Genomic DNA, 16,524 nt, shown 5'->3' on the forward strand with positions numbered 1-16,524 from the left:
GGACCGAAGCCGCGGCCGCCCGGACCGCCGGGGAACCCGCCGTGCCGGAAGCGGGGTCGCAACGCTGTTCATCGTGAATGTGCCTACGCATGGTGGCACTCCTTTCGGTAGGGGGTCGACGCATGTTCCGCTCAACCCGATGCATTCACGATATATCGCGAGTGTTCAAGTGACAACCCCTGAGATGCAGAACGTCCCCGCCCGGATATCCGGACGGGGACGTTCACACGCTGTCTGTGCTGGTCAGGCCTTCGCGGCCGCGATCCGCGCGACGACGGCATCGGCGAACTTCGCGGCGCCACCGTCGATCCGCTCGAGGTGCAGGTCCGGCTGGACGACCTGGACCTCGAGGATCAGCGGGTCGCCCGCTGGGGTGCGGACGAGGTCCACGCGCACGTACAGCGGCGGGTTCGCGGGGTCGATCGGCTTGAGCGCCGCATCGGCCAGCGCGCGCTCCGCGTCGGTCGGCTCGGCGTCGGTCAACACCTCGGCGGGACGGCCCTCGGCCGGATCGCCGTTCACCTCGGCCGCGAGGTCACGGCCGAAGGCGTGGCTGTACTCGCCGCCGATGTAGACCAGCGAGATGCTGCCGACCTCGCCGGCGTACGGGAAAACCATGACCGACGAGCCCGACGCCTTGATCTCCTCGAGCTTGGCGCGGCTCGCGTCGGCGTCGGCGGGCCCGAACCGGAACGCCTCCGCCAGACCACCGCTGATCGACGGGCGCACCACGTGGTCGACGTCCAGGTAGTCGTGGTCGAGCGTCGCGTCGTGGACGGTGATGAACTGTGCGGGCACCATCGGCAGGCCCTCGGACGCGTAGTCGGCCAGGTACCGCTTGTCGGCGTACCAGCGCACGAGCGGCTCGGGGTTGAGCACGAGAGTCTGCGCGGCGGCGCGCCAGGCCCAGCCGAGGAAGTCGTCGTAGCGCTGCGCGTAGTCCCACGCGCCGGCGATGACGACGGCGTCGAACGCCTCCCAATCGACGGCGGAGTCGGTCCAGACGGCGGCCTCGGCCTCGTGGCCGGCGGCCCGCAGGGCGGCGAGAATCTCCTGACCGCGATCATCGAGGTCCGGCTGCGCCGCAGAAGTGGCAAGAGCGATTCGGTACGTCACGCCCGACAGTATGGCAGTCCACCCGCCGGTCACCATCGCGACACCCGCGTGAAGTCCGCCGGAAGCCGGCCCGCAGGGGCTACCCTGGGCAGCTGTGAGGGGTGACTTGCACGTGCATATCGAGACGGCTCGGCTGCACCTCGCGCCTGCCACCGGCCGGGCGGGCCACCCCGCCGACGACGGGCGGTTCCACATCGTCGACCGGCACACGCGCCGGACGCTGGGCCGGATCGCGTTGCGCGCGGCCCGCCACAGCAGCGCCCGCGGCCTGGAGCTGAGCTATTCGGTGGCGGCGGCGCACCGGCGGAGGGGATTCTGCCGCGAGGCGGCCGCGGCGCTGGTGGATCACGCGTTCCAACGCAGCCTGACGGGGCGGGTGTACGCCTCGACGGCGTGGTCCAATCTCGCATCCCGCCGCGTGCTCGCGGGGCTGGGCATGCAACAGCTCGACATCGCGATGCTGGACTGGGAGTCCCTCGCGGACGAAGTCGACTTCGGCGACACGGCCGAAGCGGACCTCACGCCGTACGCGCGGGTCGAGTACGAGGTGCATCGGGCGGACTGGCTGGCGCAACTGGTGGCGCGGACCGACGCCCGACCGGCGTAGCGGGGCGCTCGCCCCGCTTGACCACGACGATGCCGGCGATGATCGCCACGGCGCCCCCGATCTGCACCGCGGTCAGCGCCTCGCCCAGCATCAACCACGCGACCGCGCCGGAGGCGACCACTTCGGAGAACCCCAGGAACGACGCCAGCGTGGGCCCGACCAGGTTGATCGCGACGATGCCCGCCACGTAGGCCAGCCCTGTCGCGACCGCGCCGATGACCACCGCGGGCACCCACCACGGCACCGTACCCAACGCGCCCAGCACCACGGGCTGCGTCGAGACCCGGACCGGGGTGACCCCCGCCAGCGACGTGGCGGTCAGGAACAGCGCCCCCACCACCAGGCCGCCCACCGCCAGCGCGAGCTGGTCGACGGTGCCGACCCCGTCCTCCGCATCCCCGGCGACGGGGTCCTCCGCTCGCGTCCCGTCCTCGGCGAGGAGGAAGTACGCGGCCAGGCCGATCAGCGACAGCACGGCCCACGCCAGGCCGACGGGCGTGACCACCGCGCCGCCGGACGCGGCACCGACCACGGCGACCAGGCCCGCCACCGCGACGACCGCGCCGATCGTGGTGCGCACCGACGGGCGCCGGCCGAACCGCACCCACAGGTACACCAGGACCAGCAGCGGCGCCGAGAACTCGATGAGCAGCGCGACGGTGACCGACATGTGGGCGATCGCGTTGAAGTACGCGAGCTGCACCGCGACCACGGCGAGCAGTCCGTACGCCAGCACCGTGAACGGCGCCCGGCGGAGCGTGGCCAGCCGGGCGCGCCCTATGACGAGCATCGGGATCAGCGTGACCAGCGCGGCGATCCACACCCGGACGAGGACCACCCCGGCCGGACTCCAACCCGCCTCGAGTAGCGGCTTACCGAACGGGCCGGACATCGCGAACGCGAACCCCGACACCAATGCGATAGCGATACCCCGACCCATGAGTCACCTCCGTCTACACGCGCCTTGTAAGGAGTCAAGTGATTTACACTGGTGACAGTAGGGGTCGCCGCTGTAAGGAGTCAAATGAAATTCGCACATGACACGGAGCCGTCCCTGCTGATGGCGGCCGACCTGGTCAACAGCGATTACGCCGGTGAGGAGCGACTCGGCACCGTCGGGGCCCTCAAGGAGTACCTGCGCCTGCACGAGTTCACCGGGTGGAACAGCGCGGATGCGGGCGACCTCGCCCGTGCACGCGCTCCGGGACGAATTGGCGCGCGTGTGGGCCGCGCAGAACCCCGACCTTGTGGCCGGCATCGTCAACGAGATGCTCGCAGCGGCACCGCAGCAGCCGCGCCTGACCCGTCACGGCAGTTGGGACTGGCACCTGCACTTCACACCCGACGATGCACCGATCCCCGTTCGGATCCGCGCGGAGTCGGCGATGGCCCTGGTCGACCTGGTCCGCAGCGGCAACGTCGACCGACTCAAGCGCTGCGCCGCAGACGACTGCGACCGGGTCCTGGTCGACCTGTCGAAGAACCGGTCGCGGCGGTTCTGCTCGGAGGGCAACTGTGGCAACCGCACGCATGTGGCCGCGTACCGGGAGCGCCGGGCGACGAGTTCGGACGCGGGCCGCGACGGGGACTGACGGTGCGACTACGGTAGGACTGCACACGCCGGCGAACCCGGCTTCGACGCGAACGCAGGAGCGACGAGAGTAATGAGCGACGGAACGCACCGCCACAGGGTGGTCGTCATCGGATCGGGCTTCGGGGCCTGTTCGGCACCCGGGCCCTCAAGCGCACGGACGTCGACGTGACGATGATCGCGAAGACCACGCACCACCTGTTCCAGCCGTTGCTGTACCAGGTCGCCACGGGCATCCTCTCCGAGGGCGAGATCGCCCCCGCGACCCGGATGATCCTGCGCAAGCAGCGCAACGCCGAGGTACTGCTGGGCGAGGTGACGGACATCGACCTGGAGAACCGCACGGTCACCAGCCACCTGCTCGAACGCGAGACCGTCACCCCGTTCGACAGCCTCATCGTGGCCGCTGGCGCCGACCAGTCGTACTTCGGCAACGACCAGTTCGCCGAGTTCGCGCCCGGCATGAAGACGATCGACGACGCGCTCGAATTGCGCGGCCGTATCCTCGGCGCGTTCGAGCAGGCCGAGCTCTCGAACGACCACGAGGAGCGCATGCGCCTGCTCACCTTCGTGGTGATCGGCGCCGGGCCCACCGGCGTCGAGCTCGCGGGCCAGATCGCGGAGATGTCGGACAACACGCTCAAGGGCGCGTTCCGCAACATCGACCCCACCGAGGCCCGCGTCATCCTGCTCGACGCGGCGCCCGCCGTCCTGCCGCCGATGGGCGAGAAGCTGGGCACCATGGCCGCCAAGCGGCTCGAGAAGATGGGCGTCGAGATCCAGCTCAACGCGATGGTCGTCGATGTGGACGCCGACGGCCTCGTGGTCAAGGAGAAGGACGGCACCAGGCGGCGCATCGAGGCGCAGTGCAAGGTGTGGTCCGCCGGCGTCGCCGCCAGCAAGCTCGGCAAGATCCTCGCCGACCAATCGGGCGCCGAGACCGACCGCGCCGGGCGCGTGAAGGTCCTGCCGGACCTCACGATCCCCGGCAACCCCAACGTGTTCGTCGTCGGCGACATGATGCTGGTCGACGGTGTGCCGGGCATGGCGCAGGGCGCCATCCAGGGCGCGACGTACGCGGCGAAGGCCATCAAGGGCGGCCTGGAGGGGCAGACGCCCGCCGAGCGCAAGCCGTTCAAGTACTTCGACAAGGGCTCGATGGCCACCGTCTCGCGCGCCAGCGCGGTGGCGAAGGTCGGCAAGCTCGAGTTCGGCGGCTTCCTCGCCTGGCTGGGCTGGCTGGCGCTGCACCTGTGGTACATCGTCGGCTACCAGAACCGGGTGATCACGCTGACGTCGTGGGCGATCACGTTCCTCACCAACAAGCGCGGCCAGATGACGATCACCGAGCAGCAGGTGTACGCGCGCACCGCGCTCGACGCGATCCAGACCGGCGCCAAGCGGGCCATCCCGCCGGTGCACACCAGTTCGCCGAAGGTACTGCCGAAGGCCGCACCCGCCGCGACACCGTCGAAGGACGCGGAGAAGGCCGACAAGGCCGGCTGACCCGCACCCACTCGACGCCGACGAGCGCGCCGCCTGATCCGGCGACGCGCTCGTCGCGTTCCAGCGGCGGTTAGGCGTCGATGTTCTGCAGCCGCACCTGGCCGTGGGCGACGGCCTTGCCGTCCGCGGAGTCGATCTCCACGAGCCACAGCTGCTGCCGGCGGCCGCGGTGGATCGGGGTGCTGCGGATGGCGAGCGTGCCGCTCGAGAGGGCGCGCAGGAAGTCCGTGTTGTTGTTCACGCCGACGACGTGCCCGGCCCCGCCGAGCCACACCACGCCCGACACGCTGGCCACGGATTCGACGATCGAGCAGTACACGCCGCCGTGGGTGATGCCGAACGGCTGGTGCAGCTCGGGGCGCAGGGTCAGCGTCGCCCGCACGCCGTCCGGGGTGATCTCGGTGTACTCGAGGCCGAGGATCGTGTCGAACCCGGCGGCCCCGCCGGCGAGGATCCCGTCGATGACCTGCTGCTGCCCAGCTGTCGGTTGCGTCATGGACCCACCCTAGGTCGGCGTCCCGGCGCCGGGATCTCCGGGCCGGATTCGGGGAAGACCCCGATGCCGGATCGCCCGCCGGCGGGCACTGTGGAGTCATGACCGAGAACTCGCCCTTCACCCAGAACCCGTACCTCCCCACTCCTCCTCCGCAGAAGCGCTTCGCGCGGGACACGCAGAACAACTGGATCGGCGGCGTCTGCGCCGGGATCGCCCGTTACTTCGGCATCGACGCCACGCTGGTGCGCGTGCTCTTCGTGGTGTCCTGCCTGCTGCCGGGCCCGCAGTTCCTGCTGTACCTGCTGCTCTGGCTCGTGATGCCCAAGGATCAGTGACGGCATCCCGTCGACGCCCGGGACGGCGCGAGAAGAAAGTGATCGGCGGGTCCGGGGCTCAGCCATCCCCGGACCCGCCGTGGCACAGACCGGCGGATTACTGCAGCCCTCAGTTCGCGTCTCGGTCCGATGTGGATCACTCGTCGCTCTCGGCGACGAGACCTACTCTAGGACAGCCTCCCCTAACTAAGCAAGCCCTAATTGATGTGGCGTGGATTACGACACTCCGTCGTAGCGATCTGGGCCATGCCGAGTAGAATCGCTGCAATGGCGGCATTGGGAGATCTTGAGCGCGCGGTCATGGACCACCTGTGGGCGTCCACCGAACCGCAGACCGTGCGACAGGTGCACGAATCGCTCTCCGCGGACCGCGAACTCGCGTACACCACAGTGATGACGGTGCTGCAGCGCCTGGCCAAGAAGAAGCTGGTCACCCAGATCCGCACGGATCGCGCGCACCGCTATGCGGCCACGTTCGGCCGCGAGGAACTGGTGGCCGACCTGATGTTCGACGCATTGGCCCAAGCGGAGAGCTCACGCGAGGCGGCGCTCGTCCACTTCGTCGAGCGCGTGGGCGCCGACGAGGCCGAGGCGTTGCGTCGCGCACTCGCGAGCCTCGAAGCCGGCGAGGCCGATCGTCGCGGTCGGTCCTGACGAGCCAGTAGGCTCGCGTCATGGCCGCAGTCGTCTTCGGATTGTTGGCCCTGCTGCTCGCGGGGCCTGTCCCCACCTGGCTCGCGCGCGCCTCCTGGCCGATCCGCTCCCCGCGTGCGGCCCTCGTGCTGTGGCAGGCGATCGCTCTCGCGGCGGTGTTGTCCGCGTTCAGCGCAGGGTTGGTCATCGCGAGCTGGCTCCTGGTCCCCGGGCCCGACGGCAGGCCGACGACCAACCCCATCGACGAGTTGCGCCAGCTCGGCATCGTCCCGTGGACCGTCGCCGTCATCGCGTTCGCGTTCACGCTGCTCATCGGCGCCCGCCTGATCACCTCGACCGTGCGGCTCGCGATCCGCACGCGCCGGCGCCGGGCGCGTCATCGCACCGTCGTCGACATCCTGTCGCAGGCCGTCGACGGTGACCACCCCGTCTCCGCCGCCGACCTGCGCGTCCTCGGCGTCGACGAGCCGCTGGCCTACTGCCTGCCCGGCCTCCGTCACCGGGTCGTGCTCAGCGTGGGAACGATCAACCAGCTCAGCCACGAGGAGCTGACCGCAGTCCTCGCACACGAGCGGGCGCACCTGCGGTCGCGGCACGACCTGGTCCTGGAGGCGTTCACCGCCGTCCACCACGCGTTCCCCGGCTCCCCGGTCGTCCGCGGCCCTGGACTCGGTCAAGCTGCTCGTCGAGCTCCTGGCGGATGACGAGGCGGTGGCCGCCGCGGGCCGGGTACCCTCGCCAACGCCCTCGTGACCTGCGCCAAGAGCCCCGCGCCGCGCGGCGCCCTCGCGGTGGGGTCGACGGGCACCCTGGTCCGGGTCGAGCGGCTCTCGCTGACCCCCGCGAGCGCACTGTTCAGCACCGGCGTCTACCTGCTCGCGGGGCTGATCCTGGTGGTCCCCACCGTCGCCGTGGCGGTGCCCTGGCTGACGGAGCTGTACCGGCTCTTCACGCACTGACCGCGACCACTACCATCGGGGACTCCACGAGGAGGAGAATCCCATGACCGACCCGCAGAATCCCTACGGCGAGCCTCAGTACCAGCAGCCCCAGTACCAGCAGCCCGGCTACCCGCAGCCCGGCTACCAGCAGCCCCAGTACCAGCAGCCCGGCTACCCCCAGCCCGGCTACCCCGCCTTCGGTGCCGACCCGAGCGCACCGTACGGCCGCGACCCGCTCACGGGTGAGCCGCTGTCGGACAAGTCGAAACTCGTCGCGGGTCTGCTGCAGATCTTCCTCGGGCAGTTCGGCGTGGGCCGATTCTACCTGGGCGACAACAAGACCGGCGGAATCCAGCTCGGCCTGACGATCCTCGGCTACGTCCTCGCGATCGTGATCATCGGCGTGTTCGTCGTGCTCGGCGTCGCGATCTGGGCCCTCATCGACGGGATCATGATCCTCACCGGCAAGGTCCGCGACCCCCAGGGACGTCCGCTCAAGCAGTGATTCGTAGCACGTGGCGCGAGTGGGCTAGACTCGCGCCACGTGCACTTCCTCACCGATAGCCGCCCGCAGTACGACCTGACCTACGACGACGTCTTCCTCGTCCCGAACCGGTCGGACGTCACCTCTCGTTTCGACGTGGACCTCTCGTCGACTGACGGGACGGGCACCACCATTCCCCTGGTCGTCGCCAACATGACCGCCGTCGCCGGCCGCCGCATGGCCGAGACCGTCGCGCGCCGCGGCGGCATCGTCGTCCTGCCCCAGGACCTCCCCTGCCCGCCGCCGCCGAGACCATCGGATACGTCAAGAGCCGCGACCTCGTCGCCGACACCCCGGTCACCCTCGGCCCGGACGATTCGGTGAGCGACGCGGTCGCGCTGCTTCCCAAGCGCGCGCACGGCGCCGTCGTGGTGATCGACGCCGAGAACCGCCCGGTCGGCCTGGTGACCGCCGCCGCGTGCGACGGCGTCGATCGATTCGCCCGGCTGCGCGACGTGATGACGACGTCGTTCGTCTGCGCGGCCGGGCACCGAACCCGAGGCGGTCTTCGACCTGCTCGACAAGGACCACTCGGACCTCGCAGTGATCGTCGACGCCGACGATCGCCTGCACGGCGTGCTCACCCGCACCGGCACTGTCCGGGCCGGCATCTACACCCCCGCGACGGACGCGCAGGGCAAGCTGCGGGTCGCGGCCGCCGTCGGCATCAACGGCGACGTCGCCGCCAAGGCTCGTGCCCTCGCCGAGGCGGGCGCCGACGTGCTCGTCGTGGACACTGCGCACGGCCACCAGGCCAAGATGTTCGACGCGCTGGAGGCCGTCGCAGCCCTCGACTTGGGCCTGCCCATCGCCGCCGGCAACGTCGTCGCCGCCGCCGGCGCCCGCGACCTCGTGAACGCGGGCGCGACCATCGTCAAGGTCGGCGTAGGCCCCGGCGCGATGTGCACCACGCGCATGATGACCGGCGTCGGCCGCCCGCAGTTCAGCTCCGTGCTCGACTGCGCCGCGGCCGCCCGCGAGCTCGGCGCCCACGTCTGGGCCGACGGCGGCGTGCGGCACCCGCGCGACGTGGCCCTGGCACTGGCCGCCGGCGCGTCCAACGTGATGGTCGGCTCCTGGTTCGCCGGTACCTACGAGTCCCCCGGCGACATGAAGTACGCCACCGACGGCTCGGCGTACAAGGAGAGTTTCGGTATGGCGTCCAAGCGCGCCGTCGCCGCCCGCACCGCCGGCGAGGGCGCGTTCGACCGCGCCCGGAAGTCGCTGTTCGAGGAGGGTATCTCCAGCTCGCGGATCCGGGTCGACCCCGACGCGCCCAGCGTCGAGGACCTGCTGGATCGCATCACCTCGGGCGTGCGCAGCTCGTTCACCTACGCCGGCGCACGCAGCGTTCCCGAGTTCCACGAGCGTGCCACCGTCGGGGTGCAGAGCGCTGCCGGGTTCGCGGAGGGACGGCCGCTGCCCGGCGGTTGGTGAGATCGCGAGCCGATCGTCGGTAGACTGCGTGCAGCCGACCGACGCGTCGGCCCTCGACCCCTGGAAGGACCATGAAGGCCCGAAGACCCGGCAAACGCCGCCGACGACGAACCCAGACACCCCGGACGTCGAGGAGGCGGGCCGATGGCTGACGCCCTCATGACGATCGGCGCCATCGTCGGCTTCCTCGCCCTCACCGTGGGCACCGCGCTGTTCGTCGCGGCCGAGTTCTCCCTGACTGCGCTGGAGAAGTCCACCGTCGACGCCGACGTGCGGGACCGCGGCGACCGGCGGTCCAAGCAGGTCCAGACCGCGCACCGCACGCTCTCCTTCCAGCTCTCCGGCGCGCAGCTGGGCATCACGATCACCACGCTGGTGACCGGTTACCTCGCCGAGCCCGTGCTGTCGAAGTTCCTGCGCCCCGCGCTGGAGTGGACCGGCATGCCGGACACCGCCTCGGTCGCCCTCACCCTCATCCTGGCCCTGATCATCGCGACGTCGCTGTCGATGGTCCTCGGCGAGCTGGCCCCGAAGAACCTCGCCATCGCACGCCCCCTGGCCACCGCCCGCCTCACCGCGGGCGCGCAGTCGTTGTTCTCCACGATCTTCCGGTTCGCGATCTCGTTCCTCAACCGCACCGCGAACGCACTGGTGCGGCGCCTGGGCATCGAGCCCGCCGAGGAGCTCAGCTCCGCGCGCTCGGCACAGGAGCTCAGCGCGCTGGTCCGCAACTCGGCGGCGCAGGGCGCGATCGACGAGATGACGGCCGAGCTCGTGGGCCGCAGCCTCGAGTTCGGCGAGCTCACCGCCGAGGAACTGATGACCCCGCGCCAGCGCATCCACTCGCTCGAGGAGGACGCCACCGTCGCCGACCTGGTGGCGCTGTCGATCGAATCCGGTCACTCGCGCTTCCCCGTGGTCCGGGGCGACCTGGACGACACCGTCGGGCTGGTGCACGTCAAGCAGGCGTTGACGGTGCCGGCGGACCGCCGGGCCGCGACGCCGGTCACGACGATCGCGACCGCTCCCCGGTGGTGCCCGCGACGCTCGACGGCGACGCCCTGATGGAGCAGCTGCGGGCCAACGGCCTGCAGATGGCGCTCGTGGTGGACGAGTACGGCGGCTCCGCGGGCATCGTCACCGTCGAGGACCTGATCGAGGAGATCGTGGGCGACGTGCGCGACGAGCACGACGCGAACGAACCCGTCGACGTCCAGCGCACGGAGGACGGCTACCTCTGCTCGGGCCTGTTGCGCGTCGACGAGCTCGAGCGCGACACCGGTTACCGGGCGCCCGAGGGCGACTACGACACCCTCGGCGGCCTGGTGATGTTCCTCCTCGGGCGCGTCCCCGAGGTCGGCGACCGGACGCCGCTGCCGCATCATCCCGCGGCCGACGACGACGCCGGTCCCCCGGTGCAGTGGTCGGCGCGCGTCGCCCGGATGGACGGGCGCCGCGTCGATCTGGTGGAGGTGACCCATGAGTGACCTCCTCGGCGTGGGCCTGACGGTCCTGCTGCTCGCGGCGAACGCCTTCTTCGTCGCCGCCGAATTCGCGTTGATCGCCGCGCGCCGCGACCGGCTCGAGGCGCTGGTCGAGCAGGGCCGGTCCAGCGCGAAGGCCGTGATCAAGGCGTCGGAGAACCTGTCGCTGATGCTCGCGGGCTGCCAGCTGGGCATCACCATCTGCTCGATCCTGCTCGGCAAGGTCGGCGAGCCCGCGATCGCGCACCTGCTGGAGAAGCCGCTCGGCTGGGCGCACGTGCCCGAAGCCCTGCTGCACCCGATCTCGTTCACGGTCTCGCTCGGGCTCGTGGTGGTGCTGCACATCCTGCTCGGCGAGATGGTCCCGAAGAACATCGCGCTGGCCGGCCCCGAGGCCGCCGCGATGCTGCTGGTGCCCCCGCACGTCGCGTTCGTCCGGCTGGTGCGGCCGCTCATCGCCGTCTACAACTGGATGGCGATGCTGGTGCTGCGCGCCGGCGGCGTGGAGCCGCGGGACGAGCTGGACGGCACGGTCTCCGCGGGAGAGCTCAGCGAGCTGATCGCCGAGTCGCACGACGAGGGGCTCATCGACTCCGAGGAGCGGGTGCGCCTGACCCGCGCGCTGCAGACGTCCCGGCGCACTGTCGCGGACGTCGCGATCGGCCTGTCGGCGATCCGCGGCCTGCAGGCCGTCGAGGGCCGCGACGGCATGTGGGGACCGACGCTCGGCGACATCGAGTCGGCCGTCGCCGAGACCGGCTACTCCCGCTACCCCGTCCGCGGGCGGACCGGCGCGTTCACCGGGTACCTCCACGTCAAGGACGTGCTCGAAGACATCATGGACGCCGCCGTCGGCCCGGACACCGTCATCGGGGCCGGGCGCATCCGCCCCCTTCCCGTCGTCGACGGTGCGCTGTCCCTCGACCAGGCCGCAGCGAACCTGCGCCGGATGGGCGGGCACCTCGCGGCCGTCGCCGACGACCACGGCCGGACCATCGGCATCGTCGCCCTCGAGGACGTGGTGGAGGAGTTCGTCGGCACGGTGCGCGACGGGACGCACCGGGTGTGACGGTGCTCCACGACCCCGCGTGGGCGGCCCGTGCGGCCGCCCACCGGGCACGCCTCGAACCGTTCGTGCGGGCGCACCGCGAGCGCGCCGCACGCGGGGAGAAGCACCCCGTCTGGGACTTTCTGTTCACCTACTACGGGCACCGGACCGGGCACCTGCTGCGCTGGCACCCGGGGCTCGGCACGGAGCTCGACGGCCCGCGCGCGGCCGCGGAGTTCGGGGCGCGCGCGGCTACCTCGTCGACGGGACGCGGGTGCGGCCGGACCCGGCGGCCCTGGCCAAGCGGGCCGGCACAGCGCAGTACGTGTCCCGGCTCCTGGAGGCCACGGCCGCGCGCCGGCCGGTGTTCGGCTGCTTCGGTCTGCACGAGTGGGCGATGGTCTACCGCGAGGCGGATCAGGCCCGGCACCCGGTGCCGCTGCGCCTCGGCCCGGCCGGCACCGACGAGGTGGTCCGCGCCGGACAGCTGACGTGCACCCACTACGACGCGTTCCGATTCTTCACCCCGGAGGCGGCGCTCCGCAACGCCGTCGAGCTCACCCGCGAGACCCAGATCGGCTCGGAGCAGCCCGGGTGCTTGCACGCCGGCATGGACCTCTACAAGTGGGCGTTCAAGCTGGCCCCCGGCGTACCGTCGGAGCTCGTTGCGGACGCGTTCGAGCTGGCCTGCGACGCCCGCGAACTCGACATGCGAGCGAGCCCGTACGATCTCGCGGCGCTCGGCTTCGAGCCCGTCGCCATCGAGACGGCGGAGGGCCGGCGCGAGTACGTCCGGGAGCAGGCCGCCCTCGCCGAGCGGGCGGCTCCGATCCGCGACCGCCTGCGCGCCGTGGTCGCGGCCTGGCCCGGCACCGAGCCGCCCCGGTAGCCCCACTACACTTCCCCGCAGCGAAGGTCCGCGCGCGTGAGCGTGCGGCGCAAGAGGGAACCCGGTGCGATTCCGGGGCTGCCCCGCAACGGTGATCGCGATCCCGCGACAGCCCGATACCTGCCTCGTGACCGCCCGGATCGGGTGGTGCTCACCGACCCGAGGGGAGTCGCGGAGTGCGAGTCGTCTCGTCGCGCCGTGTGGCAGTGCTGCTGGCCTGTCTGCTCATCGCGCTGATCGCCGCGATGTGGCTGGGCGTGCTGCTGGGCACCGTCCGCATCCCGTGGCAGGACTCGACGCGCTACGTCTGGGCGTTCCTCACCGGCGGCGTCATCGACGCCGAGCACGCCACGCATTACCGGATCGTCACCGACTCGCGGGTCCCACGGGTGCTGAGCGCCGCGATCGTGGGAGCGGGGCTCAGCGCGATCGGTGTCGCGGTGCAGGCGATGGTGCGCAACGCGCTCGCGGACCCGTACGTGCTCGGCATCTCCTCGGGCGCGTCGGTCGGCGCCACGACGGTGGCCCTGTTCGGGGTGTTCGGCACGCTCGGCCTGTACGCGCTGCCCACCGCGGCGTTCCTCGGTGCGCTCGGCGCGACGGCCCTGGTCTACCTCATCGCGTACCGCGGGGCGGGCTCGCTCCCCTGCGACTCGTCCTCACCGGAACCGCGCTGGCGTACGGCCTGTCGGCGGTCACCACGGTGCTGGTGTTCCTCGCCCCGCGCGGTGACGCCGCCCGAACGGTGATGTTCTGGCTGTTCGGGAGCCTGTCCCCCGCCACATGGCGGACCACGGCGCTGCTGGCCGTGACCGTGGCGATCGGACTCGTCGTGCTGCGCCGGGCGCGCGCCGGCTCAACGCCCTCGCGCTCGGCGACGAGGTGGCGGTCTCGGTCGGCATCGCCGCCGCACGGTACCGCTCGACGCTGTTCGTACTCACCGCGGCCATGACCGGGATCATCGTGTCGGTCTGCGGCGCCGTCGGTTTCGTCGGGCTGGTGGTGCCGCACGTCGCGCGGTTGCTGGTCGGCGCCGACCACCGCCGGGTCCTCGTGATCGCTCCCGCGCTGGGCGCACTGTTCCTGGTCCTCGCCGACATCGTGGCGCGCACGGTGGTCCCGCCGCAGGAGCTGCCGCTGGGCGCGATCACGGCCGCGGTCGGCGTCCCCCTGTTCGTCGCGCTCATGAGCCGTAGAAATCTCGGGGGCGCGTAGATGCGGGTGGAGTACAGCGGCGTCACCGTCGAGCTCGGCGGCACCACGATCGTCGACGACATCGACCTCACCGCCGACACCGGAGAGTTCATCGGCGTCGTGGGCCCCAACGGCAGCGGCAAGTCGACGCTGCTCCGGTGCCTGTACCGCGCCCTCCATCCCGCCGCGGGCACCGTCGCCGTCGACGGGCGGGACGTGACGGCCGTCGGCCTCGCCGAGAACGCCCGCCAGGTGGCCGCGGTCATGCAGCACGCGCCGTTCGACATCGGCTTCACCGCGCGCGAGATCGTCGAGACCGGCAGGCTACCGCACCGCCGCCGCGGCGTCCCAATCTCGGCGCATCGCAGAGCGGTCGACGGTGCGCTCGCCGTCGCCGGCGCTTCCGGCCTTGCCCGGCGGGATTTCGGCACCCTCTCGGGAGGCGAGGCGCAGCGAGTGCTGATCGCCCGCGCCTTCGCGCAGGAACCGCGCGTGCTGGTGCTCGACGAGCCCACCAACCACCTCGATGTGCGGCACCAGTTCGCGGTGCTCAGCGCCGCCCGCGGCCTGGCGTCACGGTGGTCGCGGTGCTGCACGACCTCAACCTGGCCGCCCAGTACTGCGACCGGCTGTACGTGCTGTCCGACGGCGCACTGGCCTGTTCCGGCACCCCGGCGGACGTCCTCACCCCGGAGACGATCCGGCGCTACTTCGCCATCGGCGCCCACGTCCTCCCCCACCCCCGCCTGGGCGTCCCCCAGGTGATCTTCGACGAAGGGCCCCTGACATGAAGCGACTCCCCGTGCTGGTCCTGAGCGGCGCACTGCTCACCGCCTGCGGCGCGACGGTCGAGGAGGCGGCCCCGTCGGGCCCGGTCGGAGCCCCCGCCACCGTGACCAACTGCGGCGAGCCCCTGACGGTTCCGGGCGTGCCGCAGCGGGTCGTGGTCAACGACACGGGCGTCGCGGAGATCATGTTCGCGTTGGGCCTCACCGACCGGATCGCCGGATACACGACCTACGACGGCAAGCACGTCGACTACAACACCTCGCCGTGGAGGGCCGACTTCGATCGGGCGCCGAGCCTCGGCACCGCCTTCACCCGGGAGACCATCAGGGCGGCGCGACCGGACTTCGTCTTCGCGGGCTGGAACTACGGCTTCAAGGAGACCACCGGCGTCAACCCGGACTGGATCCGGTCGATCGGTGCGGTGCCGTACCAGCTCACCGAGGCCTGCCGCCAGGCCGGCAGCACGAAGCGGGGCGTCATGCCCCGCTCGACGCGCTGTTCAAGGACCTCACCGACCTCGGGACGCTGTTCGGGGTGCAGGGCCGTGCCGCGGAGCTGGTCGCGCAGTACCGCGCACGGATCGCGAAGGTGCACACCGGCGCACCGTCGGACGAGGCCCGCAGGGCCAGGTCTTCCTGTTCGACAGCGCGTCGCCGGACCCTTCACCTCGGGCCGCACCGGCACGCCGCAGGCGATCATCGAGAACGCGGGCGGCGTCAACGTCTTCGCCGACCTCGACGATTCGTGGACGACCGCGTCGTGGGAGGGCGCGGCGCAGCGGGACCCGCAGGTGATCGCGATCGTCGACTACGGCGTGGGCCCCGAGAACACGCCGGACGCGAAGATCGCGCAGCTGCGCTCGCAGCCGCTCCTGGCGAACACCACCGCGGTGCGCGAGGGGAACTTCGTGGTGATCCCGTACGCGGGCTGGGTCGAGGGCCCGCGCACGCCGGGCAGTGTCGAGACCCTGGGCGCGTACCTCCGCTCGAAGGGCTTCTGACCGGCCCCGGACAGCGGAAAGCCGGACCTCCCCCGAAGGTCCGGCTTCCGCGTGGCGTCCGCGCCCTACGTGGCGGGCTTGACGATCTTGACGTCCTTACCGAACTCGGTGAGGTTCAGATCGATGTTGCCGTCCTTCAGCTTGACCTGCATCTTCGTCACGTTCGGCTTGGGCTGCGGGTCGGCCGACGGGTCGAAGACGATCCACAGGGTGATCGGCAGGGCGGTGCCCGCGTTGCCCTTCATCGCGATCTCGGTGATCTGCGGCAGGAGCGGGTCGAGCACCTTGGTGTCGACGGTGCCGGTGACCTTGACGGTCTTGAGGCTGTTGACCGTCTCCTTGCCCTCGACCTTGGGGTTCTGCACCGACTCGAGGATCTTCGCCAGGCCCTTCTCCATGTCCAGGATGATGGCCGGGTCGTAGACGCCCTTCTCGCCGGTCTTGCCCATCGGCTGGTACTTCGCGCCGCCCAGGTTGGCGTACAGCACTCCGTCGATAACGACGAACTTGGTCTGCACGAAGTTCTCGTTCACGCGCACGTTCGCATCGCCCTGGGCGGCCACGCGCTTGGTGTCCTTGAACGAGATGATGTCGCCCGCGACGCTGGTGACCGGCAGGCCCTGGATCGCCTTGTCGACGTTGAGCGTGAGGTGCTCGGAGTACGTCTCGCGGGTCGCGAGCGCCGCGTCCTGGATGATCTGGACCGTCGGCAGGCCGCTGGCGTCCACCGACGGCGCGGCCGTCGGCGACCCCGACGCGCCGTCCTGTGCGGCCGCGGTGGTGGTCGCGGCGCCGTCGTCCGTCTTCTTGTCGGCGCAGCCGGTGAGCACGAGCGCTCCCGCCGCGAGCAGCGCGACGGCGGCGCGCGTTGCTGAGATCTTCATGGGTTCCCC

9 protein-coding genes, 9 pseudogenes and 1 riboswitch are annotated in these 16,524 nt (G+C 71.2%); of the genes and pseudogenes, 14 read left to right on the plus strand and 4 right to left on the minus strand.

Annotated features, from left to right (window positions below):
* Positions 1 to 243: 243 nt before the first annotated feature.
* Complete coding sequence (locus MTP03_RS11980) at positions 244 to 1,116, minus strand: RimK family alpha-L-glutamate ligase (protein ID WP_248488526.1); 873 nt, start codon at positions 1,114 to 1,116, stop codon at positions 244 to 246.
* A gap of 112 nt (positions 1,117 to 1,228) precedes the next feature.
* On the opposite strand from MTP03_RS11980, the gene MTP03_RS11985 reads away from it, so the two are divergent.
* Positions 1,229 to 1,723, plus strand: a complete 495-nt coding sequence (locus MTP03_RS11985) for a GNAT family N-acetyltransferase (RefSeq protein ID WP_248488527.1) — start codon at positions 1,229 to 1,231, stop codon at positions 1,721 to 1,723.
* On the opposite strand, the gene MTP03_RS11990 is transcribed toward MTP03_RS11985, so the two are convergent.
* Complete coding sequence (locus tag MTP03_RS11990) at positions 1,635 to 2,663, minus strand: DMT family transporter (protein WP_248488528.1); 1,029 nt, start codon at positions 2,661 to 2,663, stop codon at positions 1,635 to 1,637. The two genes, MTP03_RS11985 and MTP03_RS11990, sit on opposite strands and share 89 nt — an antisense overlap.
* Before the next feature lie 84 nt (positions 2,664 to 2,747).
* On the opposite strand from MTP03_RS11990, the pseudogene MTP03_RS11995 reads away from it, so the two are divergent.
* Together MTP03_RS11995 and MTP03_RS12000 are read left to right on the plus strand one after the other, a co-directional pair.
* Positions 2,748 to 3,315, plus strand: a pseudogene (locus tag MTP03_RS11995) (CGNR zinc finger domain-containing protein).
* Positions 3,316 to 3,387: 72 nt separating this feature from the next.
* Positions 3,388 to 4,820, plus strand: a pseudogene (locus tag MTP03_RS12000) (NAD(P)/FAD-dependent oxidoreductase).
* A 70-nt stretch (positions 4,821 to 4,890) separates the two neighbouring features.
* Here the strand turns inward: MTP03_RS12000 and MTP03_RS12005 are convergent.
* Positions 4,891 to 5,316 carry a PaaI family thioesterase gene (locus MTP03_RS12005; protein ID WP_248488529.1) on the minus strand — a complete coding sequence of 142 codons (426 nt, stop codon included), beginning with the start codon at positions 5,314 to 5,316 and terminating at the stop codon, positions 4,891 to 4,893.
* Positions 5,317 to 5,414: 98 nt separating this feature from the next.
* On the opposite strand from MTP03_RS12005, the gene MTP03_RS12010 reads away from it, so the two are divergent.
* The 11 genes and pseudogenes from MTP03_RS12010 to MTP03_RS12060 all read left to right on the plus strand — a co-directional run bounded on the left by MTP03_RS12010 (position 5,415) and on the right by MTP03_RS12060 (position 15,631).
* Positions 5,415 to 5,651 (plus strand): PspC domain-containing protein, encoded by a 237-nt coding sequence (locus MTP03_RS12010; RefSeq protein ID WP_248488530.1) that lies wholly within the window; start codon positions 5,415 to 5,417, stop codon positions 5,649 to 5,651.
* Between the two features lie 267 nt (positions 5,652 to 5,918).
* Complete coding sequence (locus MTP03_RS12015; RefSeq protein WP_371820740.1) at positions 5,919 to 6,305, plus strand: BlaI/MecI/CopY family transcriptional regulator; 387 nt, start codon at positions 5,919 to 5,921, stop codon at positions 6,303 to 6,305.
* A gap of 20 nt (positions 6,306 to 6,325) precedes the next feature.
* Positions 6,326 to 7,264: pseudogene (locus MTP03_RS12020) on the plus strand (M56 family metallopeptidase).
* A 43-nt stretch (positions 7,265 to 7,307) separates the two neighbouring features.
* The gene (locus tag MTP03_RS12025; protein ID WP_371820741.1) at positions 7,308 to 7,751 is read left to right on the plus strand and encodes a TM2 domain-containing protein; all 444 of its coding nucleotides are present in this window, start codon (positions 7,308 to 7,310) and stop codon (positions 7,749 to 7,751) included.
* A gap of 39 nt (positions 7,752 to 7,790) precedes the next feature.
* Positions 7,791 to 9,227 (plus strand): annotated as a pseudogene (locus MTP03_RS12030) (GuaB1 family IMP dehydrogenase-related protein).
* A 144-nt stretch (positions 9,228 to 9,371) separates the two neighbouring features.
* Positions 9,372 to 10,714, plus strand: a pseudogene (locus MTP03_RS12035) (hemolysin family protein).
* Entirely contained in the window at positions 10,707 to 11,780 is a 1,074-nt protein-coding gene (locus MTP03_RS12040; RefSeq protein ID WP_248488531.1) for a hemolysin family protein, read from the plus strand. Before MTP03_RS12035 ends, MTP03_RS12040 begins: the two are co-directional and overlap by 8 nt.
* A pseudogene (locus tag MTP03_RS12045) lies at positions 11,777 to 12,648 on the plus strand (3-methyladenine DNA glycosylase). The gene MTP03_RS12040 and the pseudogene MTP03_RS12045 overlap by 4 nt, the downstream one beginning before the upstream one ends.
* A gap of 7 nt (positions 12,649 to 12,655) precedes the next feature.
* Positions 12,656 to 12,791, plus strand: a riboswitch (cobalamin riboswitch).
* Between the two features lie 102 nt (positions 12,792 to 12,893).
* A pseudogene (locus tag MTP03_RS12050) lies at positions 12,894 to 13,863 on the plus strand (FecCD family ABC transporter permease).
* A pseudogene (locus MTP03_RS12055) lies at positions 13,864 to 14,633 on the plus strand (ABC transporter ATP-binding protein).
* Positions 14,630 to 15,631: pseudogene (locus MTP03_RS12060) on the plus strand (ABC transporter substrate-binding protein). Before MTP03_RS12055 ends, MTP03_RS12060 begins: the two co-directional pseudogenes overlap by 4 nt.
* A 65-nt stretch (positions 15,632 to 15,696) precedes the next feature.
* Here the strand turns inward: MTP03_RS12060 and MTP03_RS12065 are convergent.
* Positions 15,697 to 16,515: an LppX_LprAFG lipoprotein gene (locus MTP03_RS12065; RefSeq protein ID WP_248488532.1), complete on the minus strand. Its 819-nt coding sequence runs from the start codon at positions 16,513 to 16,515 to the stop codon at positions 15,697 to 15,699.
* Positions 16,516 to 16,524: the final 9 nt, after the last annotated feature.

This window comes from Tsukamurella sp. PLM1 (assembly GCF_023168325.1).
Taxonomy (GTDB): domain Bacteria; phylum Actinomycetota; class Actinomycetes; order Mycobacteriales; family Mycobacteriaceae; genus Tsukamurella.